We start from the raw sequence: 22648 nt of genomic DNA on the forward strand, positions 1-22648 counted from the left end.
CCGCCTCCGCTCCTCGCTTCGGGACGGTGAGGAAACCTGGCCGCTCTCTCCAGGAAATTCGGGGCCCGGAGAGAGCGGCTTCTTCACGCGCCCGGCAGCTCGTAGACCAGCGTGAACGTGTGTTTGCCCGCCTCGTCCACGGCGATGTCGGCCGAGCCGGAGATGCCGGCCAGCTCGTCTGCGCCCGAGCCGGGCAGCAGGACCAGCGACAACCCTTCATCGCCAGCCGTGTGCCGGAGAACGAAGCTGCCCTTCCGCCCGTCGACGGAGCCGGTGAAACGCTCGAAGGCGACGTACGCGCGCGACGTCTCGTTCGACGCCGTCAGCATCTCGACCCGGCTGGTCCCCTCGACCGCGCCGGTGAACGTCTTCTCGATCAACACCCGCGCGAACGCCGTGCCACCGGCCTCGTCCTGCGCCTGCGGCTCCCATTTGTCCAGCTCGAAGGCGGCGACGGCGGTCCTGGTCATGCTTCTGCTCCTCTGCCGGTCATTCGGGTCCCGCGCAGTCAACCGCCGATACCTGCCATCTCCTGTCAGGTATCTCAACGCCGCCGGTTGCCGAACAGCCCGCGCGAGAACTCCCGCCCGAGCGAGCTCGCCGCCGAGCGCATGAACGACTTCACCGCCGGGTTGCTCAACACCTGCGAGAGCATGCCCGGCTCTTCCTTCTCCGGCTTGGGCGCGGCCGGCGCCTCGGGTTGCGCAGCCGACTCCGGGGCTGGCACGGCTTTCGCCGCCAACTTCTCGTACGCCGACTCGCGGTCGATCGTCTCCCCGTACTTCGCGTTCAGCTCCGACGACGCCACCGCCGCCCGGATCGCGTCCGCCCCGATCGAGCCCATCTTCGACCGCGGCGCGCGCAGCCGCGTCCACGCGACCGGCGTCGGCGCGCCGCGTTCGGACAGGACGGTGACGATCGCCTCGCCGATCCCGAGCGACGTCAACGCCGTCTCGAGGTCGTAGTGCGGCGACTTCGGATACGTCTTTACCGTGCGCGCCAACGCTTTCTGGTCGTCCGGCGTGAACGCGCGCAACGCGTGCTGCACCCGCGCGCCCAGCTGGGAGAGCACGTTGTTCGGGATGTCGGTCGGCAGCTGCGTGCAGAAGAACACGCCGACACCCTTCGACCGGATGAGCTTCACCGTCTGTTCGATCCGCTCGAGGAACGCCTTCGAGGCGTCGGAGAACAGCAGGTGCGCCTCGTCGAAGAAGAACACCAGCTTCGGCTGGTCGAGGTCGCCCTCCTCGGGCAGCTCCTCGAACAGCTCGGCCAGCAGCCACATCAGGAAAGTCGAGAACAGCGCCGGTTTGGACTGCAGATTGTCCAGCTCCAGCAGCGTGATGACGCCCTTGCCGTCCTGCTGGCGCATCAGGTCGTGGACGTCCAGCTCGGGCTCGCCGAAGAACTCCTCGCCGCCCTGGGCCTCCAGATTGGACAGCGCGCGCAGGATGACGCCCGCCGTCGCCGCGGACACCCCTCCGATGCCCTTGAGGTCTTCTTTGCCCTCGTCGCTGGTCAGATGCGTGATGACCGACCGCAGGTCCTTGGTGTCCAGCAGGGCGAGGCCGCGCTGGTCGGCCCAGTGGAAGATGAGGCCGAGCGTCGATTCCTGCGTCTCGTTGAGCCCCAGCACCTTCGACAGCAGCACCGGCCCGAAGCTGGTGATCGTCGCGCGCACCGGGACGCCGGCGCCGCTGGTGCCGAGCGACAAGAACTGCACCGGACCCGCCGCTGGCGCCCAGTCGTCGCCCAGCTCCGCGGACCGTTTCGCGGTGCGGTCGCTCGCCTCGCCGGGCGCGGACAGGCCGGACAGGTCGCCCTTGACGTCGGCCAGCACCACCGGGACCCCGGCCGCGGACAGCTGTTCGGAGATCAGCTGGAGCGTCTTGGTCTTGCCGGTGCCGGTCGCGCCCGCGACCAGGCCGTGCCGGTTCAGCGTCGCCAGCGGCAGCCGGACCGCGGCCGACGCTTCGGTCTTCCCGTCGATCACCACCGCGCCCAGCTCGACGGCCGCCCCGTCGCTCACGTACCCCTGCGCGATCTCCGCCGCTGGTCCCGACGCTTGCTCGGCCACTGGCCGCACCCCGTTCCGAGTCCGAAATCACACCTCGTTGCACTGGCTGACCGAGCGTAACGCGCCGGAAGCCCAGGTGACGCCGCTGATATCCCCGTGTCGGGTTAGGGTGGTGCGGGTGAACGACCATCTTGTCTGGATCGACTGCGAGATGACGGGGCTGGACCTCGGCAAGGACGCGTTGATCGAAATAGCCGCGCTGGTGACCGACGCCGACCTGAACGTGCTCGGCGAGGGCGTCGACATCGTCATCCACGCCGACGACGCCAAGCTCGACGGCATGCCGCAGGTCGTCCACGACATGCACGCCAAGTCCGGACTCACCGAAGAAGTCCGCGCCTCGACGACCACGCTCGCCGAGGCCGAGCAGCGCGTGCTGGAGTACATCCGCGAATGGGTGCCGGACCCGGCGAGCGCGCCGCTGGCCGGCAACTCGATCGCCACCGACCGCGGCTTCATCGCCCGCGACATGCCGGAACTCGACAGGCACCTGCACTACCGGATGGTCGACGTGTCCTCGGTCAAGGAGCTCGTGCGCCGCTGGTACCCGCGGATCTACTACGCCAAGCCGGAGAAGGGCCTGGCCCACCGCGCGCTCGCGGACATCAAGGAGTCGGTCGGCGAACTCGAGTACTACCGCGCGATCGCCTTCGTCCCCCAGCCCGGCCCGACGAGCGACGAGGCCAAGGCCGCCGCCGCCGAAGTGCTGGAACGCCACCGAGGGTGACCCCCTGAAAATCGCTCGCGGGCACCCGCTAGGATTGCTTCCAGCAAGGTGATCGCGAGATCTTTTGCCAGATGGTGGCTATAGCTCAGCTGGTAGAGCACCTGGTTGTGGTCCAGGAGGTCGCGGGTTCGAGCCCCGTTAGCCACCCGTACGCCCCGGCTTCACCGAGATCCTTTTCGGAGAGGCCGGGGTTTTGTCGTTTCCGGACACTGTGCCAGGTGCCGATGTGGTGCAGGTCACGCCGGGCCACGATCTCGCTCGGGCACTCCAGCATCGTGCTCACAGCGGACGCCGACACGAGCCTGCCTTGTCTGGCTCGTCGCATTGTCGAGGCAACCGCGGCGCCGGTGTTGGAGGCCGCCCGGCAGGCACACCGTGGTCGTGGAGGTCACCGTCCAGGCGCACCCCGGCGAACCCGGCCAGATCGAGATCACGACGCCGACTGCGTCCGGCTTGGTGATCTTGTCGCCGGACGCGGTGCCGCGCAACGGTTCCGTCGGGTGGGGGTAGGCCTGGTAGCAGACGATCGCGTTCGAACAACCGCGGGAGAAAACGACACAGTCGTCGCACGCCCGCTCGGGGTCGCCGTTGTGCTTCTTCTCTGCGTCACCGCGTGCACCCGCAGTTTGGGGCGTCAGCCACCCGCGCGAACGGTGATCCGGCCGATCGAAGGCACCCGAACCGGTTAGCCCGGTAGCGCGCTCGACGCCGGATTCGGCTTCCCCGCGGTTATTCTGGTGCTCGTCCGCGAACTCGACGAGTTCCGCTGACGGCACAGTTCCCGCGTTCCGCAACAGAAACCGGTCGGCCTGATGTGCTATGCCATCGCGGCATTGTTCCTGATACTGGCAGTGGCGAGCATCCGGCGCGACCGGCGGCAGTTCCGCAATGCGGTTCTGCTCGGCCTGTCGGCCGCGTGCCTCGTCCTCGCGCTGCTGATGGAGATGGACCGCCTCCCTTTGCCGGGAGCCGAAGTCGTTTCCGCCGCCGTTCTGCTTTTGCCGTTCGCCACGGTACTGGTGCTCGCCGTTTTCCTGGTGGCGAACGGGGTGACGATGCTGCGGCGGGAGAGCCGAAGCCTGGGGAACCTCCTGTCGCTGCTGACCGGGCTCGGCATGCTGGCGCTCGAGGTACTGCTCGTGACGGCAGACCACACGCAGAACACGGTGGCGGGAGCGATCGGGCTCACCGCGCTGGCCTTGTTCTCCTACCTGGGTTTCCTGTTCTGCTGCTACCTCGGTTATGCCTTTCTCTACAGCCTTCTGCCGCCGCGCTCCGGAGTGGATTTCGTGATCGTGCTCGGCTCCCGGATCATCGGCGGGCGGGTACCGCCACTGCTCGCCAGCCGGCTGGACAAAGCGAAATCCGTCTATCTGGCCGAATGCGCCGCCGGCGCGGACCCGGTGATCATCGCCTCGGGCGGGCAAGGCCCCGGCGAAAGCGAACCGGAGGCGCACGCGATGGCCGAGTACCTCCGCGCCGGAGGTATCCCCGATTCGGCCCTGCTGCGGGAAGACCGTTCGAAAACCACCGAGCAGAACCTGGAATTCAGCCGCCGGCTGATGGCGGAACGCGTTCCCGGCTACCGATGCGTCATCGTCACGAACAACTTCCACGTCCTTCGCACCGCGATCATCGCCCGCGAGGCGGGGGTCAACGGGGAGGTGACCGGTTCCCGCACTTCTTCCTACTACTGGCCCAGCGCGACGATCCGGGAGTTCCTGGCGATTTTCCTGAGGTACCGGACAGTCAACCTCGCGATCACCGGACTGGTCGCCGGCGTCGGTCTCGCCTTCGCCTTCCGCTGACGGCTGCGCAGCACCGGCTCGAGCGAAACGTTTTCGTCGCGGCGAGTCCGAAGAGTGCTCCGAAACTGATCAGCGCGACCTGCGGCCAGGGTGCCGCATCGAAGACCGAGCCGGAGTCCGCAAGCCGCCGTGATCTCGATCAGCGTTCCCGCCCCGGCCGGACCGGGAATGCCGAAGCACTCATCGCGGTGCGCCTGGAGCGACAGGCCGCGCAACGCACTCTTCATGCGGTACTTCTTGTGCAGACCTTCGGCTGTGCGCACAATTCTTGCTGTCATCGGGAGTTCGTCCAGTGTCCTCGCCGGGAACTCCGACGCAGTGCTCCCGGTCCGCGTCCGCCGGATTCGTCTCGGTTACGCCGGTATCCTTTTCGGTCTTGCTCTCCGGTCCGGCAGTGTCCGACTCGGGTGGCCGGCACACGGGGGTGCTGGTGGACGGCGCCGGCGGAGTGGTGGTCGTGCTCGCCGGCGGAGCAGTCGCGGTACTCGGCGTGGTCGTGGTACTCGGCGCCGTCGGCGAAGGGCTCGACGATGCCGGAAGTTCAGTCGGCGCCGGGGCCGCGGGCTTTCCCTCGGTGCGGCTCGGCGGAGTCGGCGTCCCGGTGGAAAGGGGCGGGACCGCGGCCGGCGGCGCCTCCGCGGGTTTGCCCGGCGGCGGCCCGACCGGAGCCTTGCTGTCCGGCAACTGGGCGACCCCGCCGCGGTAGCGGGCCGCCCACGTCAGCACAGTGTCTACATAGGAGTCAGAGTTGTTGTACCGGCGCACCGCGGTCCGCTGGCCCTCATCCGACGACAGATCGAGATTTCCCGAACACAGGTACCGGCCCGCGGCGAGGGTTTCGTCGTAGACGTTGTTCGGGTCGGAAACCCCGTCGCCGTTGCCGTCCGACGCGTACTGGCGCCAGGTGCCGGTGATGAACTGCATCGGGCCGACCGCGTGGTCCCACACCCGGTCGCCGGTGAACGCGCCGCCGTCGCTGGCCGGGATCGCGGCGAATCCGCCGGTTCCGTCGAGTGCCGGGCCGAGAATGCGTTCGACGGTGTTTCCTTTGGCATCGACGTAGCCGCCGCGCGCGTGGCTCGACTCGATGCGGCCGATGCTCGCGAGCAGCGTCCAGTCGAGACGGCACCCCGGCCGTTCCTTGGCCATCAGGTCGGCCGCGTTGCGGTACGCCTTGAGCATGCTGGCCGGGATGCCCAGCGGACCGGGCTCTGCGCTGGAACCGGAGGGCGCCCTCAGCGGCGGGAGACCCGGCGGCTTCGGCAGGCTGCCGTCTACCCCTACCGGGGGATCGGCGCGCTCGGGGCCGAGCATCGGGGAACCCTGTCCGGCCGGGCCTTGCGCAAGAACGACCGGAGCACCCAACTCGCTTGCCGTGACCAACGGCAGCGTCGCGATGAGCCCGCCCGCCAACGCCGTGGCAGCGCGCCACCGCACGGAATGCTCCCGCCTACCAAGCATGTGTTCGCCCTCACTCCCCGTCCCCTCGAACTTAACCCGGGCAACGTTGTCGATCGACTCCGAAATCACACGACATTGCCGGGTAAATCTTCATGTGTCAGGCGACCGCGGTGGCGGCGGAAGACCGCGCGACTCCCCAGCGATCGACGGCTTGAACGACAAGCTGATGCGGACCCGTAGGCAATTTCATCGCGAATTGAGCTCTGAATACGGCCGGCGGGGTCACTGCCATCTGCCGGCCGTCGACAAGAATCCGATATTCCATTACCGGGTCCGCGGGATGCGCCGGCGACGCGCGCCAAGTCGCTTCCGCCCTGCCTGGTCCGGACTGCGTCGCTTTTACGTCGGGCGGCGCGCCGGGGGCAGTGACGAACGATCCGCCCGGACCGGCGGGGAAATCCGGTGCCACTCCGGATGTCCAGTCGTGCCGGGAGTAAGCCGAGGCCGGCGTGAAACCGATGAGCGTCTGGTTGCCGGCCTGATGGCGGACGAAGCCGAGCAGGTCCACCGTCCCGTCCGGCCGGGGTCGCCAGACCGGCCCGCCCGAGTCGCCCGACGCGACGAACGGCGCGGTGCCGCGAAACCAGCACTCCGTCGCGCTCACCGGGCAGTCGGAGGCCAAGGTGCCGCATCGGTAGCCGTGGCCCTGGGCGAACGTGGGGCTGTCCGAAAAGAAACTGCTGTGACACGCGACCGTGCCCGACGGCAGCACGCCGTCGGTGAACGCGGCGGAAACCGTGGCGAGGGAAGGAATCGGCGCAGGTGCGCCAGGCACCACCGCATCCGTGGTGGCAATCCGGAGCAGCGGCGGCAGCGCCCCGGTGCCGATATCGACGAGTGCGGCGCCGTCGCCCTGGTCGCGGCCGGCGGCGTCAGCGGTGGTGTAGGCAACCGTCCCGACCGGCCGGCCAGCCTGGTAGTCGAACATCTGCCCGCCGGGGACGGTGGCGACGTGTCCCACCGTCGCGAGAAAGAACCGCCCGTCCCGGTAGTAGGCTCCGGCCAAGTTGCCGCTGCCGCCTGCTCCCGGCCGGCCGTTCACCAGATTCGCGTAAACCGTCCCGGCGTCCTCGCGTGCCCGGGGACGCTCCTTCGGTTCAGGGGACGGCGCCGGGCGGGACGTCTCCGGCCCGGAGCCGCCGCCAAGGGACAAAATCGCGCCGATGCCACCGGTCACCACCACGGCGAGGACGACGGCGAGGAAGAGGCATCCAGCACTCCCCCGCGCCGCGACAGCCAGCCGCTTCCTCGTCATCTCGCCGCACGAGCACTCGAGGACGCCAGCGCGTAGACGCACCCGCACAGCAGCGGCACACACAGCAGCGCGAGCAGGTCCGCCATGATCATGTGTTTGTAGATCTCGGAGGAACCTTCGGACAGAATCTCCGCGCCGGCCTGGGTGACCGCCGCGATGACCGTAATGACTCCAAGACGCCCGAGTGCTCGCGCAGCCGCCGAGCACGCCGCACGTGCCGCGGTGACCAGGCCGAGCACGAAAGTCAGCGCCAGCAACAACAACAGCACGGCCGGAGCGACGCCCCAGAACCCGAGCACCGAGGTCGCCACGGTGATCCGCTGTTCCTTGGCGAAGGGCTCCTGACCCGCGTCCGCCGGATAAGAACCGAGGTAACCGAGCGTCGGCCGGGTCATGCCTTCGACGGAACGGGACAGCAGCCCCATCCAGCGATCCGGGTGGGTGGCGTAGAACCCGGCGACGGCGCCGATCGAGACCTTGCTGCTGAAGTCGTCCCACTGCGGTCCCCTGGCCACCGAGTTCGGGCTGTCGATCCGGCTGCCCGCGGCCGACGCCAGCCCCGGATCGAGCCCGAACCACTTCAGATCCCCGGCCGGATCCGGGGAGTGCGGCAGCATCTCGACGAAAATCGCGTTGTAGGTGTTCATCGCTTCGAACCGCTGCGGCTGGCTCGACCAGTACCCCAGGCTCCCGGCCAGCACGGCCAGCGCCAGCAGGAGCGTGATCCAGCGCCGCCGGAGCCAGCGCACCGGCCCTCGCTCGCGCCTCGCCGCTTGCCGGAGACCGTGCCGCCCCGTGGCGCGCGGCACGGCGCGGATCGGGGTCCACAGCAATGCCACCACGACCGGAATGACCAGGGACAGCATCTGGGTGGTGGACATGATGGCGAACAACGCGACGACCGTGACCGCGGCGGCTCCGCCGGCCGTGGCGTCTCCGTTGCGCCACATGAACAACAGGGCCACGCTCAGGCCGACGATTCCCAGGAACGCGGCGGGCTCACTGTAGGGCGAGATGAAGAAACCGGCGAACGCGGAGTCCGCGACGATCAGCCCGACCGCCGAGACGAACAGGATCCGGAAACCGAGCGCACCGGGCAGCAGTGGCACGAACAGTCCGAGCGTGACGCCCAGCAGGCAGGCACACACGACGCCGGCAATGCGCAGGTCGATCCCCTGGGCCAGGCCGAAGGTTTCGCCCAGCCACTTGGCAACGGCCAGTATCGCCGCCTGCGTCGAGTAGTACGGCTCACCGGAGCCGTCCGCGCCGCAGGCCTCGCCGTACCACTGGTGGGGTCGCCACAGGTAGTAGAGGAACTTGCTGGACTCGGCGCCCCACGGCCGATCGTTCGCCACCCCGAACGCGCACAGCAGCCGTCGCCCGTCGCCCTGGTCGGCCAGGCCCACGACGCCACCGGCGAACAGGCGTGCGAGCAGGATCGCCGTCCAGCTCACGCCGACCGCCAGGGCGGTCACGATGACCGCGCGCGGTCGCGGAACGCCGGTCAACCGCATGCGCACCCATAGCCGCCCCAATTTCGCGCGCAGCCGCGGCTTTTCCGGACCGGAGTCATCGGCCGTGGGTGCTTCGAGAGCGTGCGTCATGATCGCGCATCCACGGCCAGTGTGCCGGTGGACTGGCGACCGTCCCGCCTGCCGACGGCACATTTCACCGTCTGCTGCCCGTTGACGATGCCCGGGATCGCGACGACGGCCAGCTCCGGGAAATCGCTCAGCGGGCCGCCGAGAAACTCGGTCACGTACGGTTCGCATGGCTGTTCTGGGCTGCCGGGCGCGGCGAGGAGCCAGGCGTTGACTTCCTCGGCGGTGTGCGGCCGGTCGCAGGGCAGCTGTTCGCCGCCGCGCCAGCACACCCGTACCGCCGCCGACGCCGCGGTGGGGAGCACTCCGCGCAGGGGCACCGAGAGCTGCGGGGGCGCGCCGGGGGCCGCAGCGGGAATCGCGTCGCAACGGAAGGTGCGTTCCCCCGCCGCCCATTCCGCCCTGGTCGGTACCCGGGTGAGCAGGCTGACCCCGAAGGAATCGCGTGCGCGCGCACCGAGGTAGCCGCGCAGATCGACCGAATGACAGCGGTCGGCGATGACGGTGTCGAGTTTCTCCACGACGGGCCGTTCCGCCTCCGCCGCGATCGGGCCGTCGAGTCTTCCGACGAAGACAGTTTCGGTCTGGTGCGGCTCGGTGCACGGCACCACCGGCCCGATGTCGCTGGCCGTGTAAAGCTCCTCGGGCGTGGCGATCTTGGCGCAAGACCCCACTTTGCGCGCCGCGGTGGGCACCGTGCCGGCGTACTGGTCGCCCTGGCCGCACCCGCACAGCAGGAGAAGCAAGGCCAGCGCGGCGGCGGTTCTCGCGAGAACTGTGCTCATCTCAGCTGTCCTTGGAGACGGGACCGAGGACATTGACTTCGCGATTGCGCCGCGTTTTGGCCCATCCGTTGTGGCCCCGCACGACACGGCCCAGTGCGCGCCACGCGGTCAGGTAGAACAAATACATCATGAAAGAGAACGCGATTCCCCATCCGATGCAGCGCCACCAGCTGTACGCGCCGCCGGATTGCCGCCGGTAGATCGGGCCCCAAAGCGCGAACTGGGCAATGCCGACCAGCACGTAGATCGCGAAGAGCACGGCCCCGCCGTTGCCGAGGTAGATCATGGTCTGCGCCGGGTAGAGGACGAGGTTGTTCACGAACGCGATGACCGGCAGCGGATAGGTGATCGTGCCGAAAAGCTGCAGCCACGGCTGGGCAAGGAAATAGGACAGCTCCAGCACGCCGACGTTCGAGACCCGGCCGGACCGCCACAGCGTCGGCAGATACCGGATGCACTGCATGGTGCCCTGCGCCCACCGGGTCCGCTGCGCGAGGAAGCGGTCGAGCTGCGGCAGCGCTTCCTGGTCGACCCAGGCGTCGTCGCAGTATTCGGTGCGGAAGCCCGCGAGCAGCACGTGCACGCCCAGCTCGAAGTCCTCCAGCAGCGAACCCCGCCACGGTCCGGAGCCCTCGGCCAGCCGGTCGAGCACGGACAGCCGGGTGAACTGGCCGTTGCCGCCCATGCCGACCGTGCCGACCTTGCGGCGGGAGACCTGCATCGCGGAGATCGCGGTCCGGAATTCGAGGTCCTGCAACCGCACCAGCGTACGGCCGAAGAAGTTGCGCACGCGCCCGGAATCCGGATACGGCTGCCGCACGTCGCGGTTGATCATCCGGACCTCGATCTGCACCGCGCCCACCGAATCGTCGCCGAACAGCCGGTCCGACGCGCAGGCTTCGAGTGCGTTGCGGGAAAGCCGCCCGTCCGCGTCCACGACGACCACCACGCACCGATCCCGCGGACGCGACGGGTGAATCCAGTCGCTGAGCACGCGGTAGGCCGCGTTCAGCGCGTCGCCTTTGCCGGTGCGCGCGTCGGGCAGCTGCCGGCGCACCTGGTGCACCTGTTTGTCCGCCGCCGCGTGCGCGGACACGATCGCGCCGGTGGCGTCCTCGGACGCGTCGTCGATCACCCACACGTGCGCGCGCGGGAAAGTGTCGCGCAGATAGGCGATCGTCGCGCCGATCACGGCTTCCTCGTCCCGGCACGGGACGAGGAAGTGCCAGTCGAAGTTCCGCGAATCGCCGTCCGGATAGTGCTCACGGCGCAGATACGTGACGGCGAGCACGACGACGTAGATCAGGAATACCCCGCTGATCAGCAGCGCCGACGTCGTCGCGAAGCCAAGCAGGTTGGTCCACTGGAACAAGTGCCCGCATTCCCCTCATGCCTCGTCGCGCCGGCGGCGGCCGCGGATGATCAGGTAGAAGACGATCAGCGCCCCGACAACGCCGATGAGACTGAGAACCGAGCCGAAGACGGTGTGCGACCAGAAGATGCCTTCCCGCCGCCAGCGCGAATCCGCCCACGCGATCATCACCAGCCGCACCTGATTGGCCAGCACCAGCAGGGCGGTGGTGGCGAGCAGCGCGGCGACCACCCGCCGGACCGGGAACCTGTCGAAATACGCGGCGATCGCCGCCGCAGCGAACAGCGGCAACGCCAAGACGAACGCACTGCACCCGGACGAAACCCGCAACCCGGCCGGATACTTCCCGCCGAGTCCGAAGTAGAACGCCCCGTCCGCCGGGTCGAACGAACTCCCCCCGGGCACGACCGCGGACACCCAGCGGGACGCCAGCCACGCCTCCGCCGTCAGGTAGGTCTGGGTGGCCACCACGAAGGTCACCACGATCGCTGCCAGCGACACGCTCAACGCGAGGGCGATGATCCGGCGACTCGCGCGAGGCTGGGACGTACCGGCTGACATGGTCATGATTCGCTCAGTCCAGTGCGTTTCTGCGCAACCGGGCGCTGCGCACCAGGAACGCGCCGACGACCAGCAACACCAGCGCCGTCAACAGGAAAGCGAGGGTGTTGAAACCGGTGAGCGCCAGAGCCGCGGGAGCCCCGGCGGCCGTCGACGGCGGAAGCCCGCCGCCACCACTTCCGTACATGATTTTCTCCTTGCCTGGTCGTGCCTCGGGGCGGGCGGAGCGCGACCGGATCGCGCTCCACCCGCGGGAAACTGCTCAGCTGTCCGAAGAATCGGCGCCGTACCGGCGCCGGTAGAACACGAACGCACCCGCGGCGGCAGCCGCCGACAGGCCCGTCGCCCCGCCGACCGCCGCGGCCGGGGACATCACCGGGACGTCCTCCACCGGAGTGCCGGGGTGGCATTCGACGTGCCCGAGGTTGATGTTCTGCCCGAGGACGCCGGCCGAGATCGCGTCCAGCGAAATGCCGCCGTCGGGCAAGTTGTTCACGACCTTCGTGCTGGCGGTGATGATCCCGGGAATGTTGATCCCGCCGTTCGTGATCCAGCTCGAGGAGAACGGAAGATCCACCCATCCGACAACGGGCACCTGGACCGAGATGCTGCCCGACACGGCCGCACCGTCAACGGTGGCCTGGGTGCCGACCGGACCAGCCTTGCAACTCGGATTGATGCCCGTCAGCGTTATCTTGAACCCAGTTTTGGCCCACGACGTGACCTTGGCCGCAGAGTAGAAGAAAGTGCTGGCGGGCCAAGGGAGAAGGTTGCCGATCGTGTTGGCAAGATCGCCGAGGCTCAGCGACATGCCGAGCGTGGCCGTTGCGCCAGTAGCTTTCGCTGTCGACACCCCGGTAGTCGGGTCCGCCGTCGTGGTGACCGTCAGCGCGCCCGCACCGCCTTCCCCTCCCAGGCCGACGGTCACTAGTCCCCCGAGCGTGAAGTCCGGGATCGTCGCCAGCGAGTTGCTCGGAACCTTCGCGGAAGGATCGAACGACGGCGCGACCGGAGACGCGGCCGGCAGCAGGGTGGACCCGCCGGTCGCGAACTTGAAGACCGCCCCGTCCACCCCCGCGATGTACCCGTAAGACCAAGGCTTGACCGGCGCCGCGGGCGCCGGCGCCGCCGCGTTCGCCACCCCTGCCACCCCGAGGGCTCCGGTGAGCCCCACCACTCCCACCGTCGCGGAGAGCGCGACTATCCGTCTGAATCTCATGTGAAACCGTTCCTAACGTCATTTAGCCGGCACATGATCACCCGCACCGCGAAATCGCCCGGCGGGGGCGCACGAATATTGGCAAGCAGCCCCCGGCCCGGCAAGGATATCCCAGAAGTTCATCCTTTTGGACAGCTAAAATCAAACGTCGGGCAAACCGGATTCTTCCCGTCCGGAAGATGAACAATTGCACTTTCGGGACTGATCGACGGTGCCCCGCCGCGCTCCCGAGGGCATACCGAAACCTGCCAACTGCTGCGGAATCACCGCCGAGGTCCGCCTCGACCCGGTACCGGACCTGCCCGGCCCGTACGAGAAAGAAACGCTCGATGACAAAATTCACTCAGTCCAGTCGTACATTTTCCCGGCTCGCTTGGGAATTTTCTCCTTGCCGCTCCGCGAATTTCCCGGCAATGCGCCGGCTGTTACAAGACGGTGACCAAATCCCGACAAGTCCGCTAAGAAGAGACCGGAGCATTGCCGGGTATGAGCTTCTCGTTGCGGACCACCGGAACCCCGGAACCGGATCTCGGCGAAGTCGCGAGGCTGGGCCGGGTCCATCTCGTCGGCTGCGGCGGCGTCGGCATGGCCAGCCTGGCCGAAGCACTGCGCTTGCGCGGCTTGCCGGTGAGCGGAAGCGAGGTCGAGGACCGGCCGGAGCTGGCGCAGCTGCGCAGAGCGGGGTGCACGGTCTACGCGGGGCACAGTGAAAAGAACCTCGAGGGCGTCGACACTGTCGTCTATTCCACGGCGGTTCCGCGCGACAACGTCGAAGTCCGTACTGCCGTGAAACGCGGCCTTCGGGTGGCGCATCGATCCACTGCCCTCGCGGCGCTCATGCGGGGCCGGTTCTCCGTGGCGGTGGCCGGGACACACGGCAAGACGTCGACCGCGGCGATGCTGGTGAGTGCCCTGTCCGGGGCGGGAATGTCCCCGGATTACGTCATCGGCGGCCGGGTGGGCGGCCGGTCGGGGACGGGGCTCGGCGAAACCTCGACCATCGTCGTCGAGGCGGACGAAAGCGACGGCTCGCTCGTCGCCTACCAGCCGGACGTGGTCGTGATCACCAATATCGACGCCGACCACCTCGACCAGTACGAGGACGTCGACACGCTGGCCCGGGCCTTCGCCGGATTCGCCGAACGAGCCGGCACGACCGGTTTCGTGGTCATGCCGGAAGACGACCCCCATTCGCGCTGGGTCACCCGATACCTTCGGGCGAAAGGCATCCGGGTGTTCACCTTCGGCGAAGGCAGCCCGGCCGACCTGTCGATCCGCCTCGAGAGCGAACTTCCCGGCTCAGTGCGCTTCACCGCCCGGTTCCGTGATGACGACGAAGCGGCAGTGGAAGTTCCGGTCCCGGGCAGCCACATGGCGCGAAACGCCGGCGCCGCACTGCTGACCGCTGTGAAGCTGGGGGCGTCCCGGTCCGGCGCGGTCCTCGGCCTCGCGCAATACCCCGGCGTCGGCAGGCGATTCGAGCTCAAGGGCGAGCCACGGGGAATTCGCGTCTATGACGATTACGCGTGCCACCACACGTCTATCCGCGCCTCGCTGACCGCGCTGCGGCGGACGGCGATGGGTGGCCGGCTGATCGCGGTCGCCGAGCCCTGCCGGCAGTACCGGCTGGCTCAATTCCAGGCGGAGATCGCGGACGCGCTCGCCGTCGCCGACCGGGTCGTCGTGCTGCCGGTCTTCGATGCGGACCGCTCCTTCGACCACTGTGCTCCGGCGGAAGCGCTGACGTCGTTGGTGAACCTGCCCGGCCACGACAAGTACCTGGCCCGTACCCCGGACGCCGCCGCACGCGCGGTCGGCCAGTTCGCGCGGCCCGGCGACCTGGTGGTCACTCTGGGCGCGCCGGGGATGGCGCGCACGGCCGAACAGATCGTCGAGACCCTCGCCCACCGCACGCGAAAGGCCGGAAAATGAAACTCCCTGGCGAAGCGCGCGAACTGGCCCAAGCGCGGACGACGGCCCGCCGCCGTGCGTGCAGCGCCGCCAGTATCCGGGCGCTGGCCCGTGACAGCCGCCCGAGCCGGAACTTCCGGCGCGTCTGCCAGTCCGGCCGCCGCTCGGCGGTCTGCGAAGTCGGGTCGGCAGACCAGGCACGGACCGCGGTGCGGCGGGGCTGTGCGGCGGTCGGCGTTCGCACCTGGCCGGAGCACCGGGCCGACCTGTTCGAGGTACTGGCCGGGGTTTGCCTGGCGACGGACGCTCCGACGCTCCAGCGCGACCTGATCGTCTCCGAGTATCAGGTATGGGAGGCAAGGGCTTTCGGCGCGGACGCCGTCACCTTGCTGCCGGCGCTGGCCGAGCCCGGCGAGCTGGCGCGTCTCGCCGCGGTGACCGAGAAGGCGGGGATGACTCCGGTGTTCGAGATCTACGACAAGGACGACGCGGAAGTGGCACGGGATCTCGGTGCGCAGGTGACCGTGGTGGCGGGTGCCGACTTCGACGACGCGCGAGCCATCCGCACGAGCCTGCCGCCGACGCTGCTGGTGCTCGCCGAGGCAGGCGGGGACATGGCACTGATCGGCGGACCGCTCCTCCCCCGGAATGCGAAAGACCTGGCAACCTGACCGGCCTAAACCGGCACGGATCGCGGCGCAGCTTCCCTGGGCACCGCGCTCACCGGGTACGACTGCGAACCGGCGGTGGCCGGTCTGGTCCGGGAGAGGGCTCGGCGGCTGGGCGACGCGCCGGGAAACGAGCTGCGCGATCTGACCGTGGGCGTGCTCGGCACCGGACGAATCGGCACCGCGGTCGTCAACCGGCTGCGGGCTTCGGTTGCCGCGTCCTCGCCTGCGACGTCCGCCCCAGCGTGGCAGCCTTGACGCGCCTGCAGCGGCTGCCGAAACTTCGAGAAGGGGAGGCAGCATGGATGACGTCCGGGTCGGCATCGTCTCCGGCGGGAGTTCCGAGGAGCGTCCCGTCTCGGTCACATCCGCGCAGTAAATCGCGAAGCGCCTCACCTCGTGCGCTACGAGCCGTACTGGATCGGGATCACCAAGCGCGGTGAGTGGAAGCTCTGCGACAGCGCCAGGCTGCGGCCGCACCCGAACCGCGGCAGCGTTGCCGGGCGCGGTGCCCTCAGCCCGGCAGGTTCTCCGCCGTAGCCTCGCCCCGGAGCGCTCATCGAGCGATCGCCGGCCGCCCGACGGCTGGCAGAAGACGAACCGACCGAAACCTGGCGCGCACCCGGCCCGGCCGGAAACCGCCACCCGGCCAGCAGAACCAGCGAGGCACCCGGCCCGGCCGGAAACCACGTGGCCAGCCGAAACGACTCGCCCCGGGGAGCGCTGCCGAAGCGAACAGGCGAGCAGCCCGCGGGATGCGGCAACCCGGGCGAAATCGGCGAACCCGGTACAACGCCAAGCCGCCGTGGTGGCGAGGCCCGTTCTGCCTCGCCGCCACGGCGGCCGCTTCCGACTGCGATCCGAGAGCCGCGCCGGCGCTCAGCGATGCTTCGGGAATTCCACCACCTGCTGATACGTCGGACGGTTCTGCCATCCGATCCCCGGCACCTTCAACACGCCCATCTGCAGGAACTGGATCGAATCCGCACACACCGCGTCCCCGGCAGTGGAACAGTACTTATCCTTCGGATAGACCTCCGCGGCCGGCTTCGCGATCGCTTCCTTGAGCGTCGTCAACAAAGTGTCCCGGCACTTGTCCAGCGGCCCGCAGAAGCTCGTCGGCAGAGGCCCGTTTACCTGGCTTCCCAGGGTGGCGCGCAGGTCCTTGTCGACGTACGACCACCAGCCGTACTCGAAGGCCGATCCGCGGTGCGCCGCCTCCTGCGCGCCCGGCGGCGGCGTCGACGGAGCCTCGTCGACCGGCAGGTTCTGCACCACCGCGTTGTACAGGTCGTCGCCCATGCCCGGCTGGAACACCGCCTTCACCAGCAACGGCCACCACGCATCCATGACCTTGATGGCGCGGCTGTCGATGTAGACCTTGGCTCCGGGCATCGTGGTCCGCTTCGCCCCGTTGTCAAGCCACCGCCGCAGATCCGTAATCCCCTTGCGCACAGCGGGATCGAGGCTGCCAGAGGCACTGTCGAGCACTTGGAGGAGGTTCGGGAGGACCTTTTCGCCGCGCAGATCCGTGACCGCCGCTTCTTCCATCGCCTTCACCAGATCGGCCCGGTCGATCTTGTTCCCGTTCGCGATCAGATTCTTCACCCGGCCGTCCAGCAGATCCCCCCGATGCACCCCGCCGTCCCCGAACGACCCGTTGACCTGCCCCGCCGCCGACTTGTTGTTCCAACTGACATAATAATCCTGATCAGTCGAACTCGGATGCTGCTCCGCCGGCATCCCCTCCACGACATTCGTCCGCGCATCCCAATTCCGCCACTCCGTCTCCGGCTTCGCCCACACCGGCAAATTCGGATCAACATTCCCCGCCCGCACCGGCTGCAACCCCGAATTGAAAAACGCCGTGTGATCCGCGTCCACATAAAACCAGTTGAACGTCATCCCGATATCCGACACCGCGGCCTTGAAATCCTCCGGCCCCCGCACCCGCGCCGGATCATTCAACCTCAAAAACCCGACCGCCGAATCCAGCTCGTTCAAATACGTCGACCGCAGCTCCGCATACGCGACCGGAACCCCGCCCACCGTCGCCCGCTGACGCACCAACCCGTACTTCGTCCGCAACACCCGCAACCCGTCCGGACTCACCACCGGATCCATCGCCCGGCATTCGGCACCGTCCAGATACCCCATCGAATCCCGGCGCGCCGCACTCCCGTCCGCATTGCACAACCTCACCGCATAAGTATCGACAATGCTCTGATGCGCCGACGTCGCACTCCACGAATAATCCGGACCACGACCGATCTGCACATACGGACCAGTACCCGGGAACATCACCCCCCGCGCACGAATACCCGGCCCCTCGATATCCTGCAACATCAAAATCTCCGGAGCGAAATACCCCGTCTGCGGCCCGAACACCGCAACCGGATGACCGCTCTTCGAATGCGCACCCGAAACCACCAACGCATTCGACATCCCCTTGCTCGGACCGACCGGCTTCCCCGGCGAAACCACCGAACCCGCAGCCGCCGAACCCGTCCCGCCCGCACCATCCCTGATCGGCTCGTACGTCAACGACCCCGCATCAGGCATCGCCACCTCCCGCGGGTCCTGCGGGCTGACTCCATACGGAACCTTCGCCGGACCATGCTGCGTCACCGTCGTCTCCGGATCCTCCTCCGTCCGAAGCGAAGCCCACAACCTGTCACCCAACTCCTTCCCGTACTTCTGCTCCGCCGCCACCTTCGCCGCCGCAGCCACCGCCTGACTACCACCCGCCGCACCGAACTGACCGCCCAACAACGTCACCAACGCGACAACATCACTAGTGGTGAAGGGATCTATGGGTGGTGGAGTGCGCACCGTCCCCAGCGCAGTCAACAGGTCGCCCGAGTTGACCATCTCGACGATTTTGTTCACGTCCGTGGGCAGGCCTTTGAGCGTGTACTCCACGGGGACCTCTGGCTTGGTAAAGATATAGTCCAGAGGAAATGCGCTCTTACTGGCCTCGATCTTCTTGATGTAGGCATTGATGCCCCCGACATACGATTCCAGGTCCTTGACGACCTGCTTTTCATCGGCCGTTCCCGCAGCCAGCCGATCGAGCTGCGCCTGCCGATCCTCCGGTTTTTCCGCGATCTTCGGCCACAGCTCGTCCTGAAAACTGGCCGCGTCCCCTCCGCCGAACTTCCCGACCGAACCCTTGGCCACGTTGCGCAGCAGATCCATCAGGAAGAGCCGATCCTGCGCGGTCGCGTAACCCGAGCCGAATGTCGCACCCTCGCGCGTCGTGCCCTTGATATGCGGAACCCCGAGGGAGTCCCGGGCAATGGTGACGTCCGACCGGCCGCCGACCTGTTCGGCGGCGCCGACCGCCCCGCCGAACGACGAGGAGTTCATGAACTCCCCGATCTTCTCGTTCGTCAGTCCCGGATAACCCTGTCGCAGCTGATCGTAGGGCGGTGCCTGGTCATCGCCGTTCTTGATTTTCACATTGCGACCGGTCAAATTTTTCACGTTCTCGAGCAAGCGGTTCTTGGCGTTGTCCAGCCCGTTGAATGGATTGACACCCTCGATAAGGTAGCTGCGCGGCACAGTGCCGCCCTGCCCGCCCGGCAGGATGTCATGACACTGATTCCCGCAATAGTCGGCATAATCGTCCGGGTTCGTTCCGGGCGAAGCGCCCGCCTCGCCGGGCACCACCATCGCCGCCATGACCACGACCGAAACCGCGACCGTGGCCCGCCGGAAAAAACTCGTCTTGCGAGCAACGCTGCTCCTTGACATACGACACTCCTTGGTGCACATCACGCGACATGCGAAACAGACTTGCCGACCACTTCACGAAATTCGAGAATCTTCCCGATCGCCGATCGACTCGACGCCCGGCCAGTCAATTACAGAAATATAACCCACCCAGTGAACGAAGCTACCCGAACCTGGGAAAACACTATCAAACAGGTGATATTTTCACCCGTTCTGGTGACACGTCCACCCATTCCGAAAAGACGAACTCCCCGCGACGCATTCCACGCACTCTGGAGAATGACCGAACAACATCGACCCGCTGCTCACCACCCGGAACGGCAGGCTTTCTGTTCCCGAGCCGCGACAACGAATGGATTGCGCCGGTAAATTCCGCTGGACGCGACCTGGAAGCCGGAATCTCCCCCAGGCCGCGTCCCGCCGGCCGCCCTGGTTCAGCTCACAGCACGTTGCCCTTGAGTTCAGTGGTGCCGATGCCTTCGACCGTCGCCTGTCCGCCGGTCTTCTCGCCGGCCGTCGCGTTCGCCTCGGCCGTCGCCTCGACTGTCACGCCGATCTTGATCGAGGAGTAGTCGCCGACCAGTCTCTTGATCACGTCCGCACCGGGGAAAGCGAACGTCATCGTCTTCCCGTCCGGGGTGACCGTGACGGCGTTGGCCAGCCCCACCCACTCCTTGTTGTTGCGGTCGTCCTTGTCCCCGGCGGCCGCGGTGATGTTGAACGAGCCGTAGGCGGGGGAAGAAGTGTCCGAGACCCGCTGGAACGTGAAACCGTCCGGAGCCCGGATGGTCATCCGCTTTCCCGCGATCGAGGAAAGATCGCCGTTCTGCGGCTGGATGACGAAGGTCAGGCCGGCGGCCTTGCCCGGTGCGGCGTACGGCTTCCAGACCTGTTCGACCTGCGAAGGCTCGGGTGCGGGCTCACTCTTGACGGCCTTCGGGTCGGAGAACAGCGCGTCCGAAGCCGCCGTGGCCGCGTCCGTCGCCCGGATCCGGATCGTCGCTCCGTCCGGCAGGTCCTTGTTCAGCGTGACCTGCGCCGTGCCGTTGCGGACGGTCGCGGAAGAACCGGCCTGCGCGCCGTTCTCGCCGACAGGCGTGACCGCGGATCCCTCGCTGCCGGACACCGTCAGCACCTGACCGGGCGACACCGTGCCGGTCTTCGGGTCAGTGACGACCGGCCGGGCGAGGGCGGGAAGGACCGTCAGTTCGCCGGTCTCCGACGGGGCGGTGGCTCCCTCCGCCTCGGAAGTGACGAAGAAGCTCCTGGGCTTGCCGTCCGCGGGCACGCCCGGAGGAAGTTTCAGCTCCCACTCGCCGGTGTTCCCGACGTAGGCGGTGGGCGTCGGATACGGCTTCCCGTCGATGTTCCACCTGATCACCGTCCCGCGCGGGCCCGTCCCGCGGATGCTGCCGCCCTCGTGGAGGACGATCTTGCCCGGGCCTTGGACAGCGGGCTTGTCCGGAGTCTTCGGGAGGTCCACGGGGAGAGAGGTGCGGCCCACGAGCTCGGCCGGCTGCGCACCGGTGCCGCCGTCGAGCCGGACGACGCCTTCGACGTCGATGTTCTCGCCGAGCCCGGCCGGAACGCGGAATTGACAGGTCGCGACGAGAGAATAGGTGAGCAGCTTGCTCAAGTCTTCGCCGGGATCCCCGCCATTGGCCACTTTCGTGATGGCCTTCTGAATGGAGGCCGCGAACTCGGCGGGGTCGACGACCTTGTTGCTTCCGTCGTGCCGGCCGTTCTCGATCCGGACAGTTCCATACGCGTCGTCGTAGTCGTCGCACGCGTAGCCGTCGAGATTGATCGTGCTGGTCTGCGAAGAGCCGAGCGTGCGGAGGTCATGCAGGACCTCCAACTGGCCGCCGCTGACCCCCTTCGCCGAGGCCAGGGTCTGGATGCGGGCCAGGTCGAAGGACATGGCAACGGTCACCACACTCCCGAGCCCGGCCCCGGCAGCCGGTGCGTCGGTGGAAAAATGCATGCTGGCCGGCGTGCCCGCTGCCGAGGGCAGCGCACGATACTGGCCCTCGGGAGCAGCCGAGGCGACGCTCGCACCGAGCGCACCGCCGACACCGGCGGCACTCAGCGTCGCGACAGCGACCGCTTTGACGGCGTTCCTCGCAACGCGTCTCATCGCGTTTGCCATGAAGAGTCTTCTTTCCCTATGAAGTCCGGCGACGTTGCCAACTCCACCCGTGCCGGTGAATCGCGGTGATTTACCCGGACCTTAGGTCGCCGAAGCCATGTCGGCAATATCACAAGGTGATTTTGGTGAGGGTACGCAACCAATTCTGGGAAGAATCACCCGCACAGTTGATGATATTTTCATGCCCTCCGGGGGCCGGCGCTTCGCCCTTCAAGGTGCGCCAGGCAAGGCAGACCACCGAGATGCCGGGGTTTCCGGCGGATGCGCCCGGAAGCGACCGGACAGCGGAATGAGATGTTCACCGGCGGTCCGGGAGTTTTTGCATTCCCCGGCTGCGCGCGCGATGCTGCGCTACCAGCCACGCCGGCCGATGCGGTAAAACTGTTTCCGCATCTTCCGTATTTCCCGGCGACCCCGGGCTCGATTGACGGAAAACGACCGGGGACCCCGGCCACCCTCTTCGGCGGACCACGTCGAGCGAAGCAGTTCATGAGCGACGGCCGTGACCTGCCCTCCCGCCGAGCACACCGCACCTCGGAAGGAAACCCGATGGCTCCGGTTCCCCTGCTTGCGCGGAAGACCTCGAACGACCTGCCCCGCCGGGTCGGGACACCGCCGTTCGCCGTCTCCTCGGCCGACGGGGACATCCTGTTCCGGCTCGGGGCCAAAGTCGTGGTCGACCGAGCACGCCGGCTCCGCTGGGCCGGCGCGAGCGAAGACGGCAACCGCGCACTGGCGCACCGCAGCCGGGTCCGGCCGCACATCCCGCTCCTCGACGCACGTCTCGACGTCGGCGGCAACCGAGTCCGCGCCGCGCACTCCAGCCCGGCCGCAAGGCGGACCACTTTCCTGACCAGCCCCGCGGAACCCGAGAGCGGGCGAGTCGGCAAGTTCGCCGAATACGGCGCCGCCTGCCTGATCGACCGCTCCGACCGCCCGGCCCGGATCATCCACTGCCACCTCTGCGGCCGGTCCGCCGGTTTCTCCCCGGAAGCCCGCTGGCAAGCCATTCCGCGCACCCGCTGCCGGGCCGGCGATGAACTCTCCTTGCGAGAGATGCAGATTCTCTGCCTGATCAGCATCGGCACCACGAACGACGAGATCGCGGAAACCCCTTCCGGTTCCCCGGAAAAGTCGCAGCCGCGTCAAGAACGTGGTGCCGGCAATCGCGCCCAAGCAGTGGCACTCGGACCTCTCGGCAACCGACTCCGCACGGACTCGCCACGGCCGAAATGACCCGCGCCGGGTCGTCTCCCGACCCGCGCCACCTCCCCGAACGGCGCCTGCCCGCCTCCGCCACGCCTGCTCAGTGCCCCGCA

The 22648-nt window shown here is 67.9% G+C and carries 18 protein-coding genes, 1 tRNA gene and 1 pseudogene; 8 read left to right on the top strand and 12 right to left on the bottom strand.

The features are described from left to right. Window positions 1–83: 83 nt before the first annotated feature. Both CU254_RS28655 and CU254_RS28660 read right to left on the bottom strand, forming a co-directional pair. On the bottom strand, window positions 84–470 hold the full coding sequence (locus CU254_RS28655) for a DUF3224 domain-containing protein (RefSeq protein ID WP_009081679.1): 387 nt from the start codon (window positions 468–470) through the stop codon (window positions 84–86). 74 nt (window positions 471–544) lie between these two features. Beyond that, window positions 545–2077, bottom strand: coding sequence for a helicase HerA-like domain-containing protein (locus tag CU254_RS28660; protein WP_037715129.1), 1533 nt, complete (start codon window positions 2075–2077; stop codon window positions 545–547). Window positions 2078–2195: 118 nt separating this feature from the next. Between CU254_RS28660 and orn the strand changes: the two genes are divergently transcribed. From orn to CU254_RS28675, 4 genes are all read left to right on the top strand, one after another. Continuing rightward, on the top strand, window positions 2196–2804 hold the full coding sequence (orn, locus tag CU254_RS28665) for an oligoribonuclease (protein WP_009081683.1): 609 nt from the start codon (window positions 2196–2198) through the stop codon (window positions 2802–2804). A gap of 74 nt (window positions 2805–2878) precedes the next feature. Then, window positions 2879–2951 (top strand) — tRNA-His (locus CU254_RS28670). Window positions 2952–3185: 234 nt separating this feature from the next. Beyond that, the gene (locus CU254_RS44705; protein WP_255409773.1) at window positions 3186–3314 is read left to right on the top strand and encodes a hypothetical protein; all 129 of its coding nucleotides are present in this window, start codon (window positions 3186–3188) and stop codon (window positions 3312–3314) included. A 341-nt stretch (window positions 3315–3655) separates the two neighbouring features. Next, complete coding sequence (locus CU254_RS28675) at window positions 3656–4612, top strand: YdcF family protein (protein ID WP_234392756.1); 957 nt, start codon at window positions 3656–3658, stop codon at window positions 4610–4612. Between the two features lie 180 nt (window positions 4613–4792). On the opposite strand, the gene CU254_RS28680 is transcribed toward CU254_RS28675, so the two are convergent. The 8 genes from CU254_RS28680 to CU254_RS43285 all read right to left on the bottom strand — a co-directional run bounded on the left by CU254_RS28680 (window position 4793) and on the right by CU254_RS43285 (window position 12866). After that, on the bottom strand, window positions 4793–6073 hold the full coding sequence (locus CU254_RS28680; RefSeq protein ID WP_009081687.1) for a lytic transglycosylase domain-containing protein: 1281 nt from the start codon (window positions 6071–6073) through the stop codon (window positions 4793–4795). A 97-nt stretch (window positions 6074–6170) separates the two neighbouring features. Next, window positions 6171–7328 carry a hypothetical protein gene (locus CU254_RS28685; RefSeq protein ID WP_158688103.1) on the bottom strand — a complete coding sequence of 386 codons (1158 nt, stop codon included), beginning with the start codon at window positions 7326–7328 and terminating at the stop codon, window positions 6171–6173. Next, window positions 7325–8932 (bottom strand): hypothetical protein, encoded by a 1608-nt coding sequence (locus tag CU254_RS28690; protein ID WP_009081690.1) that lies wholly within the window; start codon window positions 8930–8932, stop codon window positions 7325–7327. The genes CU254_RS28685 and CU254_RS28690 overlap by 4 nt, the downstream gene beginning before the upstream one ends. Beyond that, window positions 8929–9714 carry a septum formation family protein gene (locus CU254_RS28695; protein WP_009081692.1) on the bottom strand — a complete coding sequence of 262 codons (786 nt, stop codon included), beginning with the start codon at window positions 9712–9714 and terminating at the stop codon, window positions 8929–8931. Before CU254_RS28695 ends, CU254_RS28690 begins: the two co-directional genes overlap by 4 nt. Window position 9715: 1 nt before the next feature. After that, entirely contained in the window at window positions 9716–11086 is a 1371-nt protein-coding gene (locus tag CU254_RS28700) for a glycosyltransferase family 2 protein (protein WP_234392757.1), read from the bottom strand. A 15-nt stretch (window positions 11087–11101) separates the two neighbouring features. After that, window positions 11102–11653, bottom strand: a complete 552-nt coding sequence (locus tag CU254_RS28705; protein ID WP_009081696.1) for an archaeosortase/exosortase family protein — start codon at window positions 11651–11653, stop codon at window positions 11102–11104. 7 nt (window positions 11654–11660) lie between these two features. Beyond that, entirely contained in the window at window positions 11661–11834 is a 174-nt protein-coding gene (locus tag CU254_RS43280) for a hypothetical protein (RefSeq protein ID WP_009081698.1), read from the bottom strand. A gap of 75 nt (window positions 11835–11909) precedes the next feature. After that, window positions 11910–12866 carry a hypothetical protein gene (locus CU254_RS43285; protein ID WP_009081699.1) on the bottom strand — a complete coding sequence of 319 codons (957 nt, stop codon included), beginning with the start codon at window positions 12864–12866 and terminating at the stop codon, window positions 11910–11912. 486 nt (window positions 12867–13352) lie between these two features. Here CU254_RS43285 and murC point away from each other — a divergent pair, with 486 nt between their 5' ends. From murC to CU254_RS42750, 3 genes and pseudogenes are all read left to right on the top strand, one after another. Further along, window positions 13353–14798 (top strand): UDP-N-acetylmuramate--L-alanine ligase, encoded by a 1446-nt coding sequence (murC, locus tag CU254_RS28720; protein ID WP_009081701.1) that lies wholly within the window; start codon window positions 13353–13355, stop codon window positions 14796–14798. Beyond that, window positions 14795–15448, top strand: a complete 654-nt coding sequence (locus CU254_RS28725) for a hypothetical protein (RefSeq protein WP_009081703.1) — start codon at window positions 14795–14797, stop codon at window positions 15446–15448. The genes murC and CU254_RS28725 overlap by 4 nt, the downstream gene beginning before the upstream one ends. A 105-nt stretch (window positions 15449–15553) precedes the next feature. Then, a pseudogene (locus CU254_RS42750) lies at window positions 15554–15678 on the top strand (NAD(P)-dependent oxidoreductase); the annotation flags it as partial. Window positions 15679–16324: 646 nt separating this feature from the next. Here CU254_RS42750 and CU254_RS28735 read toward each other — a convergent pair. Both CU254_RS28735 and CU254_RS28740 read right to left on the bottom strand, forming a co-directional pair. Further along, complete coding sequence (locus CU254_RS28735; RefSeq protein WP_037715136.1) at window positions 16325–19201, bottom strand: penicillin acylase family protein; 2877 nt, start codon at window positions 19199–19201, stop codon at window positions 16325–16327. A gap of 418 nt (window positions 19202–19619) precedes the next feature. After that, window positions 19620–21329 (bottom strand): hypothetical protein, encoded by a 1710-nt coding sequence (locus CU254_RS28740; RefSeq protein ID WP_009081708.1) that lies wholly within the window; start codon window positions 21327–21329, stop codon window positions 19620–19622. A 549-nt stretch (window positions 21330–21878) separates the two neighbouring features. Between CU254_RS28740 and CU254_RS28745 the strand changes: the two genes are divergently transcribed. Continuing rightward, window positions 21879–22565, top strand: coding sequence for a response regulator transcription factor (locus CU254_RS28745; RefSeq protein ID WP_037715140.1), 687 nt, complete (start codon window positions 21879–21881; stop codon window positions 22563–22565). Window positions 22566–22648 lie beyond the last annotated feature (83 nt).

The organism is Amycolatopsis sp. AA4 (assembly GCF_002796545.1).
In the GTDB taxonomy this organism is placed as follows: domain Bacteria; phylum Actinomycetota; class Actinomycetes; order Mycobacteriales; family Pseudonocardiaceae; genus Amycolatopsis.